Here is a 17,587-nt window from a genome sequence, read left to right as displayed (position 1 = left end):
ACATCGCATTGTTGCCATGACCAATACCTCTGAAACCCAGGCCACTACCAAGGGCGAACTTTCGCATCGCGACGATCCGCGCGTGGTCGCTTCATTGCAGCGCCTCGACCGCATGGAGGGATTTCTTCGTGAGGATCCCTCGAACAACTCGCTGCTCATCACTGCCTTCGAGGCGGCGCTGTCGTGTGGTGAGTGGGAGCGAGCGGAGGTGCATCTGCGCCGAGCCCAGTCACTGTCCGAGGATGTGCTGGGCTGGCGATTGCGCGAGGGAGATTTTTGGCTGGCGCAACAGCGCTACGACGAAGCGCTGTCGGTACTCGATGCGCTCACTGACACGCAGGATCCTCCTCCCGGCTTTCTTGATGTCTTGATGCACAACATCGCCTTCATTGAACTGCGGCGCGGCCGCCATGCAGAATGCGTGGCACGGCTGGCGTCAGTGCTCGAAGCCGGTAGTGCAGCATCCGCGTCCCAGACGGCGACGGGTCAGCCTCCTGTCGCTGCGCGTGCGTTGCAGCAGCTCTGGCTGCGCGCGCTGCATCACGATAGACAGATCGACCGTGCAATGGGCTGGACGCTTGTTGCGGAGCAGCAGCGGACGCTTGACCCCCAAGCTGCTGGTGTGGCGAGCCTGATCGCGATCGACGCGTCGAATTTCGAAGCGGCGCAGCGCTGGTGCATGCTGAGCCTGAGTAACGGCACACCGCCGGAGCAACCGGTTGAGGCCTTTGCGACGCGCGCGACCTTGGCTCTGGCGCAACGCGACGCGGCAGCGGCAAGTCAGTTTGCGGATGCAGCGCTTCAACGTCACCCTGGAGATGGCCGAGCCTGGTCGACACGTGGCTTTGCGTCTTTGCTGGCGGGTGATCTGGGGAACGCATTCAAAGCGTTTCGACAGGCCCTCTCGGTCATGGGGCAGCACATTGGCACTTGGCATGGTCTTGGATGGACGCAGATCCTTCAAGGCGACCTCGCGGGTGCGCATGAAAGCTTTGAAACGGCGCTCGCGTTGGATCGGAATTTCGCCGAGAGCCATGGCGGACTGGCTGTGGTTTTGGCAATGCAGGGACGTCCGGGCGAAGCTGGCGAGCAAGCGGAACTCGCTTTGAGGCTCGACCGGACCAACTTGTCCGGTCGCTATGCGCAGGCGCTGCTGACGGGGGATGTGAAGGATGCTAGCGACGTGCAACGTTTCGCGCGCCGAATTCTAGGGGGCATCGCCGCGCCGCTCGGGGGCGATCTTGCTGATCTGGTTGCTACGCCAGGCGCGTAAGCCAACGAATGAAGCGTGTCAGCGCCTGGCGGCAATGGTCGGCTTTGAGTCGGCCAGCAGGAGGTCGCCGGCTTCGCGCAGCGCTGCGTGGAGTTCCTCGTCTCCCTCCATGCGTTGCATCACGGCGTCGACCATCTGATCAAAAGCGATGCCGTCGATGCGTTCGCGGCCGAAGGTCTGCATGAGCACCGACTCGAGGAACAGGCGGAAAGCCTTTCGTTGGCGCTGCGGATCATCGGGCGATAGCGCCCGCACTCGCAGTGCGACCATCTGCTGGATTTGAGCATCCGTGTCGCCGGCGACATACGCGTCAGGCTCGCCCTTTGCTTTGGCGAGTCGGCCATCGCTCGGTGTTTCACGCGCTGCCAGGCCGCGGGCTTTAGCCTGCGCCTGAAATTGTGCGCTGAACCGCGCGCGAATCATGGCGGCGAGCTGCGTGGTCGGATCGATCATGAAGGCGGCGGTATCTGGCTATCAGGCGAGTTCGAGCTTTGGTTCAGTGCACATGACCCTGCTGCTGATAGTTTGCCAACAGGATGTGTGCTGAAGACTCGTCAGGCACGTCCTCGGCACTCTCGGATTGCACTGTGGAGTGCCTCAATGAGCGAATGCCGTCGATCACTTTTTGGATGTCGCTCGACAGTGCGGCGTTCGTCGTATTGAGCGTGAGGCCGTGTTCGTAGTGGGCCAATGCCTCGTCGAATTGATCCTGTGCCAGCGCCGCGAACCCATGGATGAAGTGGGGCAGGGGATCGGTCTGAGGAAGTGCCAGAAGCGGTTGCCAAGTCAACATGGCGACAGCTGCTCGCCCCGAGCTGAACTGCAGCAGTCCCAGTTGGTAGCGTGCCATCGGGAAATCAGGTGCCAGGCGCGTGGCGTTCGCAAACGCAGTCTCGGCTTGGTTCATGTCGCCCAGCGCGGCGAAGTCGGCGCCGAGCATGAACTGAGGCAGTGCAGCGCTGGGCTGGACTGCACTCGCTCGCTGAAAGCCCTCGATTGCGCGGTTTGCCTCGTTGGCCTGGCTGGCGGCCATGGCAGCAGCCATGAGCGCATCAAACGAATCGAAATCGGAGGTTGGCATGGTTGCTTTCAGGCGCGTGGCTCTGTGAGCGATGTGGAGCAGAGTGCACATTGTCGCTGTCTTGGAAGCCGCGTGAAAGCGAGCACCCTCGTACTCCCGTGGGGCATCTGCGCAAGAGCTAAACAGATGGGTATTGCCTTGGATATGTTGCCAAGTGCGAGGCGACGTGGATCTCTTGATGCGCTGCTGCCTCGAGCGCGAATGGTGATCAAGCAATGCAATAGGTTGGGGGACGTTCTCCGACGATTTGAAGAAGGTAGAGAAACATGGTGAAGTGGGCAAGGGTGCGCACGTTCTGCGCCGTTGGGTTGTTGGCTGGGGTGATGTTGACCGGATGTGGAGGCGGAGGAGGTGGTGGTGGCGGCGGCATCGCGGTCGCGCTACCAACGGCGACGAACGCAGGCAGCAACGAGGGCGCAGGGCAAGTTAACGGAACGGGCTCGACCGCTGGTAGTGACCGAGGGTCTACTGGGGGCCCTGGTGGGACGAACTCCGGCGTTTTGGGAGCGCCAGTGAGTGTGGTGTTTTCTCCTGCAGTCGCTCGGGTCACCCTGGCCAAGGGGGACAGCCCCTCGGCAACGCCAGGCATTCAGAAGCTGACCGCAACGCTCACTGGTGCGAAGGTTGCTGGCTTGTACGTGTTTACCACCGCCGCGGACGTACTCTTTCCTGCTCGCCAACTGCTGAACGATGATGGCAATGGGTCATACGTCAGCGGCTTTCCTATCTACTTCAATCGTGATCTACCCGCTGGGATTAAAAGGGAACACTTCAGCTTCAAATGTGCGCGGATGTGGATTGCTCGGTTGAGTACGGTGCGAACGGCGGCAGCTTTCCCTATGAGATCACGGTGCTTCCTGCGCCAACCATATCGATCGCTGTAAACGGGGCACCCGTGGCAGGCGGCACACAGCCCGTAGCATTGAAGGACGGGGATACAGTTGATCTTCACTCGGATGTATCGGTCACTTGGTCGACGGGATCTGGCGGCGTGATGTTCTCTGGTGAAAGCTTCACGGGCACTGATTGGCACTCCGTGATCAGGTACGCGATCAATAGTCATGGATCCACGGCCACGGCCACGGCCACGGCCACGGTGAACGTCAACGCTGTCGCGGCAGTAGATCCGAGTGATCCCGATGGACCTTTGGCAAATACGCGCGTGCGGTTCACGTTAACTGAGTAGGTCCAAGATCTGCTTAATGCGCTGTGGGGTCGACCCTCATTCGGCTACAGTCGGTCAGGACCGTACATACCCGATGCCTCCTTAAATTGTGAACACTGCCTTCGTTGCCTCGCAGCGATGGAAGCTCTGGCTTTTTGCATTTGCAGGCGCAGTGGTGGGTGCTTGCCAGTTCGCACCGGCGTGGGTGGCCGACTGGTTCGGCGCTGACGTGGCGACCATAAGGCTATTGGCGCTTGTTGGAGCCTGCCTGCTCTCCGTCCTAGCATGCATCTCAATTCGGTGCCCTGCTTGCGGCCTCGCTCTGGTTTGGCAGGGTATGCGACGACAACCTGTATCCCAGTGGCTCGCTTGGCTTCTGCGCGTTGAGGCCTGTCCGTGTTGCGGCTTCTCGCACGGGCCATTCGAGCACGGAAAATAGCGGTAGCCGACGTGAGTCGGCCAAAACCGGACCTTCGCCAGCGGCCCCAAGTTTCGAATTTCAAAGACGCGGCAAGGGGCAAAATGCTCACGCCAACAGGTTGGAGAACGGCGCTTGCGACAAGACATCACCTTGAATATCCCGTACGACCTTTCCGAGCAAGAGTGGGCAAAGGTTTTGACCGTCTACGAGTCGATGGATGGTTGGTTAGGCGATAAGAACGGGCCGGCTTGGTACGGGCAGGAGGGCGACGCCCGGTACATATGGGCATCAGTCGAACCCAGCGGTATCCAGTTCTGCGGCGAAGCAGAGCCGCCCGTCTGGATTGGCTGGCTCACGGTGCTGTGCGCAAGAATGAGCCTGGCCCTCGGACGCGAAGTTCATGACGCATGTGCGTGATGGCGGCAGGACGTCGTAGCGCCGCCTTCGGCCAGGACCGGTCATTCGGAGGGCGGCTTCAATTCGCCTGATAGCGGACGTTCGAGGCGTCCGCACCACAATATTGCGCAGATTCAGCAGAACACACTCCGAGCGCGTGCACACCAACGGCGCGCCCATGAACAATTAGGCCAACTTCCGCGTCGAACCATGAGCATCACGCCTCCCGCCGAATTACACCCGCTTGCCGGCAACCTTCATCTTCTCTATCCGTACGTCGTTCCACGGAGCTGGGTGGACTACGTTGGCGCCGATTCCCTTCTGACTTGGGATTTTTCAGAAGACGTCCGCATGGTTCTGGTCATTGACGGACTTGGAACCGTACGCAATGCGAAGTCGCAAGACCTGTCGGAGGCGGGCCTCTCAGTGGAAGACGCCTTCGAGGTGGCCGCGAACAACCTGGGAAAAGCCTTTCAAGCAGGGGAATTTCAGCTCGGCGGGGCAACCCTCATCGATGGAACGAACATCGGGATGGCTCGTGGAAACTGGATGGCGCCCGCCGGCGCGCTGATGCTTGGCAACTTCTACGAGATGCTGAAGGAGAACCTGGGCGGCGAGGAGTTCGCCGCGGTAGCCGTGAACCAACAGTGCCTGTTCGCGTTTCCGACCGACGAGAAGACTCTTAGCTCCAAGTCGCTGCGCATCGCGATTGAGGATGAGTTCCGAGGCCATCCAAAGCCGATTTCACGGGCCTGGCTGAAGCTTGACGGAACATGGCCGAGCGAGCATCCGTTGAACGGTATCTTTAATGCCAGTCCCGATAGTTGAACGCCCTTTGGTCGGCAGTCGGCCAAGACCAGACATCCGAACAGCGTCGCCAGTTCGTTCCCAGAATCCAGCTCGATGACCAGCTACATCAGCCTCAGAGACCGAAGGTTTGCCGTCACGTCAGCGGTGGTTCGGCAGATTGACGGCCTGTGGAGCGTGGAGATTGAGACGGAGCCGAGGGAGTTCGATGGCGAAATGTGGTCACCCAGGCTGTATCACCAGGGCCTGCGGCTCCAAACGCATGCGGATGACAATCTGGAAGGCGCGAGCACTTCGTGGAGTGACAAGTCGGACGCCGCATACCCCCATCCGGAGTTGGGGTTCATGTACGTGTTCGGCCATCATGATGTGTACGACACGACGTTGGCGTTCAGTCGCATGGCCGCCGAACACATCGAACTCGCGTGGGATGGCCTTTGCGACGTATTCTGGTCCGGCGACTTCACAGAGGCTGTACCCTTTCAGTGCCGCTGCGTCGCATCGGTGCACCACGGCTGATGGCAGCACGCGGCCAAGAGCAGAAGTTTGGAGGGGCAATTTGTCATCCTTGATGTATCTCGAAGATGGGCGGGCACTGAACCGTTCCAATCTAGGCTACTGCGGCATGTTGGTCCTAATCGCTCGCGAAATACCCGAACATCACAAGAGGCTACGCACATGGTTGGAGGACCTCTCCGACCGAACTGCACCCTTCTGTGAGTTCGACATACGCGGCCTGTCGGACGAGCATCGACAGACGTTTTGGACTGCCGCCGCTCGTGCTGGCGTGATCATCCGAGCGAAATACGGTTGCGACGCGGTGCCAAGTAACGCGTGGGCGGCGGAAAGCCTCCTGCATTTGTTGCGAATGCATAGCAGCATCGTGACTGGCGAGCCGCCGTCGGCGCTCAACGACCTGGATATGGCGACGCCGTATTCAGGCATGCCTGAAGATCTTGAACTGCTCTGGCGTGATCCGACAGCCTGACAGGTCTCGGCCCAATCGCCGCTTCGCGATCCACTGCGACGGCTGCGCGACCGGCTACAGTCGGCCAACACCAGACATTCGGTTAGCATCTTGCTTGTAACATAAGCATCAGCTCATCCCGCGTAGGGCCAAGAGCACGCGTTCCAACAATGACGAGATTCTTCAGCCGGCCGGCCAAGACGTATCCGCCTGCTCGGTTTGCAAGGGCCATGCAGCATGTATCGATGTTGGTGGCTGCACTTGCAACTGTCGCCCTCAGTGCTTGTGGCAGTGTGACGATGCCAAATGCCCCTCAAGATGCGACAGGAGTTGTCATCAACTCCGTCGGTGACACCGGGTTCCGAATAGATCGAACGTATAGAAATCGAGGAGCCGCGCCATTGATCTCGAAGGTGGATGACACCATCGTTGGGAGTGCCGAACTCGGCTATGCCACGCGAGTGAACACTAAGCCGGGAAAGACCAAACTCCAAGTGATCTGTAAGTTGCCAAGTGCGTCCGCGACGGAGGGACGTCCTCGTCCCTTTGCCCCTCAAGTAAATGGGCAAGCACCAATAAGTGGGGTGGCTTCGGGAGGCGCCGAAGCCCAAATCATCCTGATCGACGAGCTTGAACCCGGCGGTCGATATGAGCTGCACTGCGACGCAATGGGCGGCGCAATGGCGCGGGCCTGGTTGACGAAGGAGAAGTCGTGAGAGTCGGACAAATATTCGTAGTTCTTGCTTTGGCCAGCATGTTGGGCGGTTGTGTTGCTGCGTACAAGCCGCCGCCTTCCGGACCCACCGCCACTTTCCAAGTCCGCTTCGTACATCCAATTTCGGGACTTGTGGGTGTGCGCGCGTACAACAATCCAAAGTGTGAAAAGACCATGGACTTGTACAACGCAAGGCTGGAGCGCGATGGTCCAGAAAGTAAGCCCGTAGCTATCGCGGCGGACAGACCTTTCACAGTGCGTATGGCTTCAGGGCATGACAATTCAGTTTGCGCCATCTCGGTGGTTTTCGACCCTAAAGAAGGCGCTCACTACGTTGCTGAATATGACAGCGTTGGAACTCAGTGCTACATACGCGTGATGCGCACCGAGAGCGGAAGCTCAACAGATCCAGTCTTGGAAAAGAGCGCCCGAAAAAACTGGCCGCAGTGCAGCGGTGTTAGCGGGACCATGTGAGCGAGCTTGGCGCCCGGCGGCAAGTGACGGCCAGGACTGGACCTTCCTTAACGCCCTCCAATTGAGCCATCGTGACGACATCGACGTTTCGCTTCACCTTTGAGCGCGACTGGCGCTCAGCGCCGATGGCGTACTGGGTCCATGTCCCCGATACGACGACTTCAGGAGCATGGGTGCCTGCTGCACCCGTCGCCATTCCGCACAGGGGCTTCCCAGCACTTCGTATCGAGGCCGGCGAGCATGAACTCGTGTTTACGTCGCCAGCGCAGCTTGCCCACTGCATTGAAGTGCTGTCCACGAGACCGTTGCCGACCTCACGGCAGCTGTCGCTGAAGCGTGGCACTACTGCGGGTCCGAACGGCCATTGGCTCAGTCGGCTCCCTGCATCGCTGAAATCTCCGCGTGGACGGGAGCAGCTTGTGGAAATGCTGCGAGTGGCCTATGCCGCATCGGTGCGTCCCGACGGCGCGTCGTTCGAGTTGCCCCAAAAGTTCAAACGGCTATGAGGCGGCAACGGGCAGAATGCGGCCAAGAGCGGTCAGTCGCGTCGTGGGGCAAAATTCGGTCATAACCAGACGTTGCTCAGCACAATGCTTTCACTTCGTATCGATCAGTTCGAGTTCGACGATCCCGGCAGCGAAGAGTCGCTTGAGATCGATGTATCTAGTCAATCGAGATTTCCACATCCAGACGTGAAGGCATTCGTTGGATCAACCGTCGATGTCGCGCAGGCGTCGGCGCTTGACGAGCCAATGCCCTTTTATCGATTGACGGACAGGGCGGGCGTTAGCGACTACCTCAAGCGCTTTGCCAAGGTCGACGTACCGCCGCATTGTGACTGGCCCACTTATTTGCTATCTACGGATTCGTGGAGCGAGACGCATCTTGTCATTTGCGGGCCGACGATATTTATTCGCTACCGCTGGTCTACAAGTGCGTAGCCGAGTGCAATCTCATTGACTTCAGGCACGAGTCGCATGTCCTAGTCCGCTTTGGGCACTTTGCGCCCATCAGGCGACAGGCTACAGCCGGCCAAAAGCAGACATCTCGCAGCCAAGACAAATCGACCATGCTGAGCACCAACAGATACCTGCCATCCTGTCCGACCGTCCTCGCTCTTGTCCTGCTATGCGCGACACCAGCTTGGTGCATATCGCCCGCAAGTTATTTCATCAAGGCGAAGTTCATTCCTGGAACGCTTCATCTTCAGGCAGGTCATGAAGCGCAAATCGAAAAGGAATCGAAAGAGCTTAAGCAGCCGTCCGCCAAACCTAACTGCGTTCTCGATATGTTCGTCCAAGTCACTGCGCACTCTCAACGCGTGGGCACATCCGACGACGGCCAGCGCGCACTCGCGCTGGCGCGTGGAGAAATTTTTAAGCGCGTCCTCGAAAAGTCTGGTCTGCAAAGCGCCGCAGTTGCGCCAACCTATGTGAGCTTCACCGCACGAGCCTCTGAGTTGGACACTGCGGTATTCATGTTTAGGCTTAGGCCACCGATAAAGTACGCCGCGACCGGCGGTATCGAGGTCATTCCTGAGCTCGCAGACTGCACGCGAAGCTGACTGGGCTCGCACTTTCTAAGTGGCCGCTTCGGGCTAACCAAAGCCGATCCGACGGAGCAAAGTGTGGGTCCCTCAGGAGCGGACATCCGAGTGTGTGAATCCGTTTGGGTCACAAAGCCACACAGACGGGTCGGATGCGCCGCAGGACTTCATTTGGACTTCATCAAGATCGAACGCACCCGCAATAGCTTTGGGCGGCAATCTCGCACTGCAAGTAGGCACAAACTGGATGGCACAAGCTCGACAAGATGAGGGCAACCGAACGCCGATCTTGGGTAATAGTCCGACGAAGGCCGTCCTTGCCTGACGCGCTGGCTGCGGGAAGCATCTGACCCGAATCGCAGACCCGCTTGTAGGTGTGCGCTAAAGGAGATGGTGCACACCATGAAGAGTGAGCAAGACGCAGGGAAGGCGAGCCGGCGACATCACGACCGAGCGTTCAAACATGAGCTCGTACAACAAAGCTTGGAGCCGGGCGCGTCCGTGTCGGCAATCGCGCTGCACGGCGGCGTCAACGCCAACATGCTGTTCAAGTGGCGCAGGGAGCATCTTCGGGCTGCTGGCGGCGAGTCGGCGGCTGTACTGTTGCCGGTGACTGTCGCGCCGGCGGCCGAGGTCATGACAGTTCCCTCGTCAGGCGAGCGTGCTGTGGCGCCACCGAGGTCGGCTCTGCGCAGCGGCGTTATTGAGTTGGAGTTCGCCGGCGCCCAGTTGCGCTTGCGCGGGCCGGTCGACGAAAGCAGCCTGCGCAGTGTCCTGCGCGCGCTGCGTCAGAGCGAATGATCGGCCCGCGCGCTGGCACTCGGGTCTGGCTGGCAGCCGGTGTGACGGACATGCGCTGCGGCATGGACACGCTGGCGGCGAAGGTACAGACCGCGCTCACCGAGGACCCGTACGGCGGTCATGTCTTCGTCTTCCGCGGTCGCCGAGGCGATCTTGTCAAGCTGCTGTGGAGTGACGGCGATGGCATGTGCCTGCTGGCCAAGCGGTTGGAGCGTGGCCGCTTCATCTGGCCGCAGGCAGAGACGGGCTCGATCTCGCTGAGCGCTGCACAGCTGTCGATGCTGCTCGAAGGCATCGACTGGCGACGGCCCGAGCGTACCTGGCAGCCGCGCGCGGCAGCATAGGCGGCGTTCTGCAGTTGACAGGACAACTCCCGCTGTGGAAATGGGTGACGACAGGCACAGTCGCACCCCATGACCTCCGAGGAACTGCTGGTTGCCAACGCCGCTCTTAGCGGCGAGGTGCAGCGCTCGCAAGAGGCATTGAAGATTGCACTGCTGACCGTCGAGAAGCTCAAGGTCGAGGTGGCTTACCTGCGGCGCATGAAGTACGGTCGCTCCAGCGAACAGCTCGAGCACGCGCAGCTTGAGCTCGTGGGCGGTCAACTCGCGCAGCCGGCGGTGCCCGCTGAAGGCGCCGATCACCCCTCCAACGTCACGTCCATCGAGCAGGCTCGCAAGAAGCGGCAGAAGCGACAGCGCACCGGTGTACGGGACTTGCCGGATCACCTGCCACGGCGCACTGTGGTGCACACTCCGCAAAGCGGTTGCAACTGCGAAGCCTGTGGCCGCGGCCTTCGCGAGATCGGACAGGACGTCTCGGAGGTACTCGACTACGAGCCGGGCAGCTTCCATGTCCTGCGCCACGTCCGCCCCAAGCTCGCCTGTGCGACCTGCAGCACGATCGCACAGGCACCAGCGCCACGCCGCCCCATCGACCGCTGCATGGCCGGCACCGGCCTGCTCACGCATGTGCTGGTGAGCAAGTACTGCGACCACACGCCCCTGTACAGGTTGTGCGAGATCTACAGCCGTGAAGGCGTCGAACTGCAGCGCTCGACCCTGGCGGACTGGGTAGCGCAGGCGGCACGCCTGCTGAGCCCGCTGGCCGAAGCGATCGGCCGCTACGTGGTGGCGGCCGATAAGGTCCACGGCGACGACACGCCGATCCGCGTGCTCGGCGGTGCGGGCGCCAAGGCCCGCACCGGGCGCCTGTGGGTGTACGTGAGGGATGACCGCCCCAGCGGCGACACAGCGCCGCCGGCGGTGTGGTTCCAATACTCGGTGAACCGCAAGGGCGAACACCCCGTTCGTCACCTGAGGCACTTCAAGGGAATCCTGCAAGCGGATGCCTTCACTGGCTACCACCCGCTGTACGAAGACGGCCGTGTGGTCGAGGCGGCTTGCTGGAGCCATGCACGCCGCAAGGTGTGGGACATCCACGAGCGTCAGCACAAGCTGGCCGGCACGCTGGCGCACCAGGCGTTACAGCGCATCGGCAAGGTGTTCGGCGTCGAGGCCGACATCCGCGGCAAGACGCCGGATGAGCGAATGCGGGTTCGCCAGGAACACACTGGTCCCATGCTGGATGAATTGAGGGAGTGGTTCAACACAACGCTAGCGCAGGTCTCGGCGAAGTCGCCGATGGCGCTGGCGATCGGGTACTCGCTGAGCAACTGGACGGCGCTGACGCGCTTCGTTGACGACGGCCGCATCGAGGCGCACAACAACGCTGCCGAGCGCGCGCTGCGCGGCGTCGCCATCGGACGCAAGAACTACCTGCACTTCGGCTCCGACGCCGGCGGCAGCAGCGCTGCAGTGATCTACACGCTGATCGGCTCCGCCAAGCTCAACGGAATTGACCCACAGGCCTACCTGCGACACGTGCTCGAACGCATTGCTGACCACCCGAGCAACCGCATCGACGAGCTACTGCCGTGGGCCGTCGCCGGTGAGCTCGTCAAGGCTACGCCCACGACATCAGCGACGGCAGACAAGCTCGCGGCCTGAGCGTTGCCGCTGGCAAAATTGCCGACATGCGTGTCGAGCAGATCAAAGACCTTCCCATGGCCACCAGCGCCGAGCTGTACCAGCTCAGCTGGGTCATCGAGCAACTCATGGCCGACCCCCGACGCATCGTGCAGGCGCGCTCGCAGCTGCACATGGGCCAACTGGTGCAGTACTGGGACTGGGGCACTGGCAAACTGCGCAAGGCCCGCATCGTGGCCATGAAAGACCGCCAAGCCACGCTGGTCGACGAGCAGAGCAAAGAGCGCCTGAACGTGCTGTATGCGGCCATCGTGCCGGCCGAGGAGCAGCCGAATGCTTCGGATGCCAGATCAGCGTCAGCGGCGCCTGCGGCGCCGCTGAGGCCGCCGCCGGAGATCAACAGGAAGGAGGACTTCCGTGTCGGCCAGCGCGTCAGCTTCGTCGACCAAAGCCTCAAACGTCAGGTCGGAGAGATCAAGCGCCTCAACCAGCGCACAGCCACCGTTCACTGCGACGGCCGGGCTTGGCGCGTGGGCTTCGGCCTGCTCCAGCACGTAGCCGACATCACGCCATAAAGCACCCGGCCGTCAACGACGGCCTTGAGCGGACTAATACGATCTTGGCACGCCTGCTGGAGTCCCTTTGCGTGGCGACCTCTTGGCTCGCTCTGATCCTCGCGGCACCGATTTTTTTGATCGCGTGTTTGATGCCACACACCTAACGCATCGCATCAGCCCCTCCGAGCAAGATCACATCGAAATCGTGTCCCGTTACGCACGGAATTTCATCGATCAAAACAAAAGGCTCCCGGACCACGACGAGTACCGAAATTGGGTGGTCGGTACTGACAAACGGCAAGGGACGCATCTCGATGGGCTCGGGTACTTCCTGCACACAGAATGCGCGAAAGGGGTCGCGGACTTCTGTGTGGGCTTCTTGGCCGACGATGTCTGGGTAACCTACAGGTCAGGGCAGGCAAGCCCTGCGAAGGTGGCGATCGATGGCCGTCTGGCCGGGACCTGGCTCGAAGGAGGTGCCTTTGCGGGACTACTGGCCATCGCCGTCTTCTTCAGGCGGGCTGCCAGTGTCAAGCGGCGGTCTATGCAAATTGAATGACGTCGTCAGAGGTGCTGCAATGTCTCTTGTGGGCCCAGTAGAGACAGCGCCCTTTCGACTACAGTAGGCCACAACCGGGCAGTCCACCCTTCCCGCCCAAATCACACCAGGAGAAAGCGTGGTATTCCTTGTAATTTCCTGCGGTTTGACGGACGCGTTGCGGGCAGCGACGAATTTAGCCGCAACGATCTGGCGCGGAACAGATGCTGCCTCAGGGGCTTAAGGGGTAGTTTTCATGAAGCCATCAATCAAACGCAGAGATTTTTTTACCTTGTCCAGCGTCGCCTTTGGATTGATTGGCGTGGATTCTCTGGCCCACGCTCTTACACAACCAGCGCCATCGCCTCCCACCCTAGAGGATGACGTCAGAGGCGCCGCGTTAATCTTGGTAGGCACGTTTGATCAATTCGTCTTCCGAGGCCACAGCGATAAGCTTGTGCCGATGAACGAATTTAATGTGGACTTTGATACGGATAATGGGAAGGGGAATCGCTCTCTCAATGGATTTTTGAGAATTAGGCGAATACTCAAGAACGCGATGCCGGAGCAGATCAAGTTTTCAAGCGTCATCAGGTTGCAGGGACCGGTGCCTAGCGATGATTACTCCGCGTATCTCCACAAAGAATGGGTAGTATTCGCGAACCAAGGCGTCATCATCAGATACGGAGAAGAGCGTAGACGGATTTTTGGCACTACTCGGCTACCCGTGCCAATAGCAGATGAAGAAAAAATTCGGCGACTCATCGGAGATTCCGCCGAAAGCGCTGTTCGCTGAAAATTGCGGGTGGCCGGTTGGTCCGGCGCCGACTTGTCGATTCTCAGGCTATTGAATTGGCACCTTCGCAACACTGAAGCGACCGGCGCCACTCGGCCATAAGCTGCCATTGAAAGTCTTGACCAAGGTAGTCATGGGTTACACAGCTTTATCTCGGGCCTCAGTCCTTCGCGCCACGCGCAGTAGGGGTTCTTACCTTCGTAGGAGTAGTTCTTATCTCGCGCATAGTTGAGCGCCGTGGTTTCAAACGTGTCAGTATCTGCGTCCTTTATCAGGACGTCGTCGTAGTAGACGCCATTCTTGTCTTTCGTGTACCAAGATTGCATCTCTGCCGTAAATGTCGCCGGGTCTCTATCAATGGGAACATGCCTTTTAAACACCGCTTTTCCGTCTGTCGAGTAGAGTCCTTGAAATCGGAACTGACGCGCAGTTCTCGGGTCCATTCCGTGGATTTCGCGTCCATCGAGATAGACTGCCCGTTTGTCTCTGTAAAAATAGTTGCCGATGCTTTCGAAGGTGTCTGGGTCCGCGCCCAGAATGCTCTTCGATCCAAGAAAAACCTTCGATCTGTCTCGCCACAAATTGTTGCTAGGGATCAAGACACGCATCGAGGCCGGATCTGCTTTAACAATCTCCCCTCGATTGTTATAGACCGCGGTGCTAGTTCGATAGATCCCGTAGAGACTCGGCAGGCTTTCCAGATTCGTGCCCTTGAGCTTCCGATTTTGGTAAAACACCCTGACGCCATCCGTACCGAACGGGCCCACCTTTTTAAAATCAGATACGCGACCCGTAATTCGCGCAGTTTTGCCGAAGACGGAATTTTCATCGGCGGAGTAGCCATCTCCGAGAAGCCGAAAGCCCGCGAGCTTGGCACCCTTAATGAGCTCACCGCGATAAAAAATTCGAGTGCCGTCGCTGGCGTAGTCGTTGACCAAAGTCGAACAAGGCGCCATCCCATAATCCGGTGGATGAATCGGTTGAAAGGATCTTACGTCAAGCTCCCTAACCCGCCGTTCGATCAGCGGCGGGTTAGCCCAGAATGACACGACTCCATCCTTGATTAAATAGTCCGATATGTATTCTGGGCACGAGAGAGCTAACGCATAAGTAGGCGTAAGAGCGATGGAAAGGACCAGAGCGTGCCAGCGACGAAAGCCAAGAAACACAATTCTTCCTCCTGTTTGCACGCGCAGCCCGTCCATCGTCGGTGCGGCTGGAATAGAGCGGGCAATGATTTCGACAATGCGATTGTCGAGTATTGCCGGCAAGAATTCCTCGACGGGGTTCAGCAGGATGTTTGAGCCAAGAGTGAACGTCCACGAAAGGCCGCTCTTGAGAAGGCCCGGTGACCCTTGCGGCCCCACTCCTGAACTTCGGTTCCAGTGTCCGCTTCATGGAAAGCTCGACGACCGCAGTGGGCCCATGGAAGCCTTGGCGACAGAGCAAAGTTTCGGTCCCTCAACTGAAGGAGACCGAAATGGAATCCCTGATCGTCTCGGCATCGCGCCCTCCGTGGAACAAGGACAAGCTCGTCGGGCAAAAGCGGCCGTTCAAACTCAAGGAAATCTGGGCGATTCGCGTACGACTGCAGCTCTCATGCCGTGCCCGCGAGTTGGCTCTGTTCAACTTAGGCATCGACAGCAAACTTCGAGCATGCGACTTGGTGAAGCTTCGCGTACGGGACGTCGCCAACGGGGAGCGTGCATCCGCCCGGGCCAGCGTAATTCAGCAGAAAACCGGACGCCCTGTTCAATTCGAACTCACAGAACCGACCAGAGAAGCAGTGTCAAACTGGATGAAGATCGCCCACCTGCGCGCCGAGGACTTTTTGTTCCCGAGCCGGGTGAGTACTTCGCCGCATCTTGGAACCCGCCAGTACGCGCGCATTGTCGACGGCTGGGTCGAGGAAATCGGATTGGATGCAGCTGCCTACGGGACACACTCGATGCGACGGACAAAAGCCTCGCTGGTCTATCGCCGCACCAAGAACTTGCGTGCTGTTCAGTTGTTGTTAGGCCATACCAAACTGGAAAGCACCGTACGCTATCTCGGTATCGAGGTAGAGGATGCTCTGGAAATGGCTGAACAGACCGACGCATGAGGTTCTCGGCGCCCCGGCGGGGCGCCCGCAGAGGTGACCTCGGCCTTGGATCTGGACCATCGGGCAGAATTCGGCCAGAAGCTGCCGTTTGATCGCGAGGCCCAGTTCACCCGCAATCCTTCCCGCCTGAAAGTTGAAAGCGATGCACTCAAAATCAGGAAAATCCAGATGCATCGCCTCGGCGTTGAAGTCAAAGAGTTGCGCGGCGCTTCGGGAGCTGCGAGAGGCTTTTATCTTGCGGGAGACGGCCTGGAGTGGATCACGCCGGGCTAACGAATGGGGTGCCGGTGAATTCTGGCTAGTCTATTGATTTCACGCCTGGCCATCACTAAGGAGTCCAGAAAATGACCACCGCTGAATCGATGGCGTTTATCGCAAGAGCTGAGAAGTACCTTGTTTCGCAGGGCGCTCCAAAACTGTTAGCCAACTGTCATTGGCTCGAACTTTCTGACGTAAAAACCTTAGTGGGACAGTCGACTTTGTCAAATGAGCAAAAGGCTAGACTCCGTGCAATACCGCCGCTTCCTTTGCCTACGGGCAGCTTGACGGTAGGTTGCCCGATCGAGGGAATGCCGATTTCTATGGCACTGCATTACTATCGCATTAATGAATGGGTAGTAAATTCTTTGGCCGTGCACTACATTGACAAGCACGATATTGCTATGCCGGTTGGATTGGCGGATGAAATAGCAGCACTTTGAGCATGGTGAGGTCGAGGCGCTGCAAGATGGCGGCGCGACGTGCCGCCGCGTGCACGCCTACGTCAAACCTCGAGAGCAGTTCACCATGTCTACGTCCGACACGCCCCGGTGCGGGAACACACGCGCGAGCACGCGGCGTTGTACCGTAGGCGCGACGCCTTGGGCACATTGCGATAGAACGCGGAAGGCTACAGTCGGCCAACAGCGGTCTCTCGGACCAAGCTTTCAACGAAAGGATTCGATGCCGTTTGATGTTGCTGAACGCTATGTGCAGGCTGCAGAGGAAGCGCTGGGCATCAGCCTTCCGGCGTCATATCGACTAGCCATGACTAGACGCAATGGGGGTTTCATTGCAACTGAGAGCGACGAGTGGGACTTGTACCCAATCGCAGATGACTCCGATAGAAAGCGGCTCGCTCGTACTCTCAATGGCATTGTCCCGGAGACGGAGCGTGCAAGAACCTGGCGTGGGTTTCCGTCAACTGCCATTGCACTGGGCGGCAATGGTGGAGGCGACAAGCTCGTCTTTATCATGGGCGGCGGGTGCCTCAGGCCAGAGGTCTTCATCTGGAAGCATGAGACGGGTGAGTTGCTCCGCGCCGCCGACGACTTCGGTGACCTCGTGCTTCCCGACTCATGACGGCCGTGAGCAGACACTCGATGGGACCATCCACTGTGTTGTCTTACTTCACCCTAAGGCCCCAGATGCGGATTCCAGTCACTTTCGTCGCGCTCTTTGCTTTCTGCGTCAGTGCCGCTTGGGCCCAAGCCCCAGTTATGTGCATGACTTTCGATGGCAAGTATTTTCTGGATGTTTTTTTTGAGCCAACAGCCAACCGTGCGACTGCAAGCGCACGAGAGCGGCTTCCCGAGATGGTAAGCCGCGCAGAGAGTCTCAAATTGCACCCTTGCTGCCCTGATGTACTTTGGACCCTGGAAGCTCATGTTGACAGAGGTGAATTACGACCAAGCGCACTTGAGAATCTGGCACAAGACCGCGCTGAATACGTTCAAGGCTTGCTAGTCGGTCTCGGGGTCGCAAAGAACCGGATATGCAAAAAATCCTTTGGCGCAAGGAGCCCAGTGTTAAAGCCACCTAACGCCAAAAACGCACGCGTCGAGATTTACGCCCTGTGTGCACGCAACTCGCAAGAGGCGAACGGATCATGGTGTTGAAACACAACATCTAGGTTCGAGCCCAAGACTTGCCGATCGAATTGGCCGTATGAATGGTGCCTTTTGGCACGGATCCAAGTT

22 protein-coding genes are annotated in these 17,587 nt (G+C 59.1%); 19 read left to right on the top strand and 3 right to left on the bottom strand.

Going from position 1 to position 17,587, the window contains the following annotated elements; genetic code table 11:
• Nucleotides 1-16 precede the first annotated feature (16 nt).
• Nucleotides 17-1,273 (top strand): tetratricopeptide repeat protein, encoded by a 1,257-nt coding sequence (locus tag QTI51_RS26870; protein ID WP_286516790.1) that lies wholly within the window; start codon nucleotides 17-19, stop codon nucleotides 1,271-1,273.
• Nucleotides 1,274-1,291: 18 nt separating this feature from the next.
• Here QTI51_RS26870 and QTI51_RS26865 read toward each other — a convergent pair whose 3' ends face one another.
• Together QTI51_RS26865 and QTI51_RS26860 are read right to left on the bottom strand one after the other, a co-directional pair.
• Entirely contained in the window at nucleotides 1,292-1,726 is a 435-nt protein-coding gene (locus tag QTI51_RS26865; RefSeq protein WP_286516789.1) for a hypothetical protein, read from the bottom strand.
• A 43-nt stretch (nucleotides 1,727-1,769) separates the two neighbouring features.
• Nucleotides 1,770-2,354 (bottom strand): hypothetical protein, encoded by a 585-nt coding sequence (locus tag QTI51_RS26860; RefSeq protein ID WP_286516788.1) that lies wholly within the window; start codon nucleotides 2,352-2,354, stop codon nucleotides 1,770-1,772.
• A 1,736-nt stretch (nucleotides 2,355-4,090) separates the two neighbouring features.
• On the opposite strand from QTI51_RS26860, the gene QTI51_RS26855 reads away from it, so the two are divergent.
• The 14 genes from QTI51_RS26855 to QTI51_RS26790 all read left to right on the top strand — a co-directional run bounded on the left by QTI51_RS26855 (nucleotide 4,091) and on the right by QTI51_RS26790 (nucleotide 13,525).
• Entirely contained in the window at nucleotides 4,091-4,357 is a 267-nt protein-coding gene (locus tag QTI51_RS26855) for a hypothetical protein (RefSeq protein WP_286547664.1), read from the top strand.
• Between the two features lie 189 nt (nucleotides 4,358-4,546).
• Entirely contained in the window at nucleotides 4,547-5,164 is a 618-nt protein-coding gene (locus QTI51_RS26850) for a DUF1444 domain-containing protein (protein ID WP_286516786.1), read from the top strand.
• A gap of 75 nt (nucleotides 5,165-5,239) precedes the next feature.
• Nucleotides 5,240-5,662 carry a hypothetical protein gene (locus QTI51_RS26845; RefSeq protein WP_286516784.1) on the top strand — a complete coding sequence of 141 codons (423 nt, stop codon included), beginning with the start codon at nucleotides 5,240-5,242 and terminating at the stop codon, nucleotides 5,660-5,662.
• A gap of 163 nt (nucleotides 5,663-5,825) precedes the next feature.
• Entirely contained in the window at nucleotides 5,826-6,131 is a 306-nt protein-coding gene (locus QTI51_RS26840; protein ID WP_286516782.1) for a hypothetical protein, read from the top strand.
• Nucleotides 6,132-6,511: 380 nt separating this feature from the next.
• Nucleotides 6,512-6,826, top strand: a complete 315-nt coding sequence (locus tag QTI51_RS26835) for a hypothetical protein (RefSeq protein WP_286516781.1) — start codon at nucleotides 6,512-6,514, stop codon at nucleotides 6,824-6,826.
• Nucleotides 6,827-7,370: 544 nt separating this feature from the next.
• A complete protein-coding gene (locus QTI51_RS26830) occupies nucleotides 7,371-7,805 on the top strand; it encodes a hypothetical protein (RefSeq protein ID WP_286516779.1) in 435 nt (144 codons plus the stop codon).
• 72 nt (nucleotides 7,806-7,877) lie between these two features.
• Nucleotides 7,878-8,240 carry a hypothetical protein gene (locus tag QTI51_RS26825; protein ID WP_286516756.1) on the top strand — a complete coding sequence of 121 codons (363 nt, stop codon included), beginning with the start codon at nucleotides 7,878-7,880 and terminating at the stop codon, nucleotides 8,238-8,240.
• A 128-nt stretch (nucleotides 8,241-8,368) separates the two neighbouring features.
• A complete protein-coding gene (locus QTI51_RS26820; protein ID WP_286516778.1) occupies nucleotides 8,369-8,863 on the top strand; it encodes a hypothetical protein in 495 nt (164 codons plus the stop codon).
• A 384-nt stretch (nucleotides 8,864-9,247) separates the two neighbouring features.
• A complete protein-coding gene (tnpA, locus tag QTI51_RS26815) occupies nucleotides 9,248-9,646 on the top strand; it encodes an IS66-like element accessory protein TnpA (protein ID WP_286516777.1) in 399 nt (132 codons plus the stop codon).
• Nucleotides 9,643-9,990: an IS66 family insertion sequence element accessory protein TnpB gene (gene tnpB, locus QTI51_RS26810; RefSeq protein ID WP_286516776.1), complete on the top strand. Its 348-nt coding sequence runs from the start codon at nucleotides 9,643-9,645 to the stop codon at nucleotides 9,988-9,990. Before tnpA ends, tnpB begins: the two co-directional genes overlap by 4 nt.
• 84 nt (nucleotides 9,991-10,074) lie before the next feature.
• Nucleotides 10,075-11,655, top strand: a complete 1,581-nt coding sequence (gene tnpC / locus QTI51_RS26805) for an IS66 family transposase (protein WP_503011545.1) — start codon at nucleotides 10,075-10,077, stop codon at nucleotides 11,653-11,655.
• 56 nt (nucleotides 11,656-11,711) lie between these two features.
• On the top strand, nucleotides 11,712-12,209 hold the full coding sequence (locus QTI51_RS26800; RefSeq protein WP_286516774.1) for a hypothetical protein: 498 nt from the start codon (nucleotides 11,712-11,714) through the stop codon (nucleotides 12,207-12,209).
• Nucleotides 12,210-12,276: 67 nt separating this feature from the next.
• Nucleotides 12,277-12,750 (top strand): hypothetical protein, encoded by a 474-nt coding sequence (locus tag QTI51_RS26795; protein WP_286516773.1) that lies wholly within the window; start codon nucleotides 12,277-12,279, stop codon nucleotides 12,748-12,750.
• A 235-nt stretch (nucleotides 12,751-12,985) separates the two neighbouring features.
• A complete protein-coding gene (locus tag QTI51_RS26790) occupies nucleotides 12,986-13,525 on the top strand; it encodes a hypothetical protein (protein WP_286516772.1) in 540 nt (179 codons plus the stop codon).
• A 131-nt stretch (nucleotides 13,526-13,656) separates the two neighbouring features.
• On the opposite strand, the gene QTI51_RS26785 is transcribed toward QTI51_RS26790, so the two are convergent.
• Nucleotides 13,657-14,796 carry a DKNYY domain-containing protein gene (locus QTI51_RS26785; protein WP_286516770.1) on the bottom strand — a complete coding sequence of 380 codons (1,140 nt, stop codon included), beginning with the start codon at nucleotides 14,794-14,796 and terminating at the stop codon, nucleotides 13,657-13,659.
• Between the two features lie 209 nt (nucleotides 14,797-15,005).
• On the opposite strand from QTI51_RS26785, the gene QTI51_RS26780 reads away from it, so the two are divergent.
• The 4 genes from QTI51_RS26780 (at nucleotide 15,006) to QTI51_RS26765 (ending at nucleotide 16,970) form a co-directional block, all read left to right on the top strand.
• Entirely contained in the window at nucleotides 15,006-15,629 is a 624-nt protein-coding gene (locus QTI51_RS26780) for a tyrosine-type recombinase/integrase (RefSeq protein ID WP_286516769.1), read from the top strand.
• Between the two features lie 45 nt (nucleotides 15,630-15,674).
• Nucleotides 15,675-15,902: a hypothetical protein gene (locus QTI51_RS26775; protein ID WP_286516768.1), complete on the top strand. Its 228-nt coding sequence runs from the start codon at nucleotides 15,675-15,677 to the stop codon at nucleotides 15,900-15,902.
• Between the two features lie 71 nt (nucleotides 15,903-15,973).
• Nucleotides 15,974-16,330: a hypothetical protein gene (locus tag QTI51_RS26770; RefSeq protein ID WP_286516767.1), complete on the top strand. Its 357-nt coding sequence runs from the start codon at nucleotides 15,974-15,976 to the stop codon at nucleotides 16,328-16,330.
• A gap of 241 nt (nucleotides 16,331-16,571) precedes the next feature.
• Nucleotides 16,572-16,970 carry an SMI1/KNR4 family protein gene (locus QTI51_RS26765; RefSeq protein ID WP_286516766.1) on the top strand — a complete coding sequence of 133 codons (399 nt, stop codon included), beginning with the start codon at nucleotides 16,572-16,574 and terminating at the stop codon, nucleotides 16,968-16,970.
• Nucleotides 16,971-17,587: the final 617 nt, after the last annotated feature.

Source organism: Variovorax sp. J22G73 (assembly GCF_030317035.1).
Taxonomy (GTDB): Bacteria; Pseudomonadota; Gammaproteobacteria; order Burkholderiales; family Burkholderiaceae_C; genus Variovorax.
Note: the sequence above shows the minus strand (reverse complement) of the source record. Positions and strands in the feature narration are given on the sequence as shown.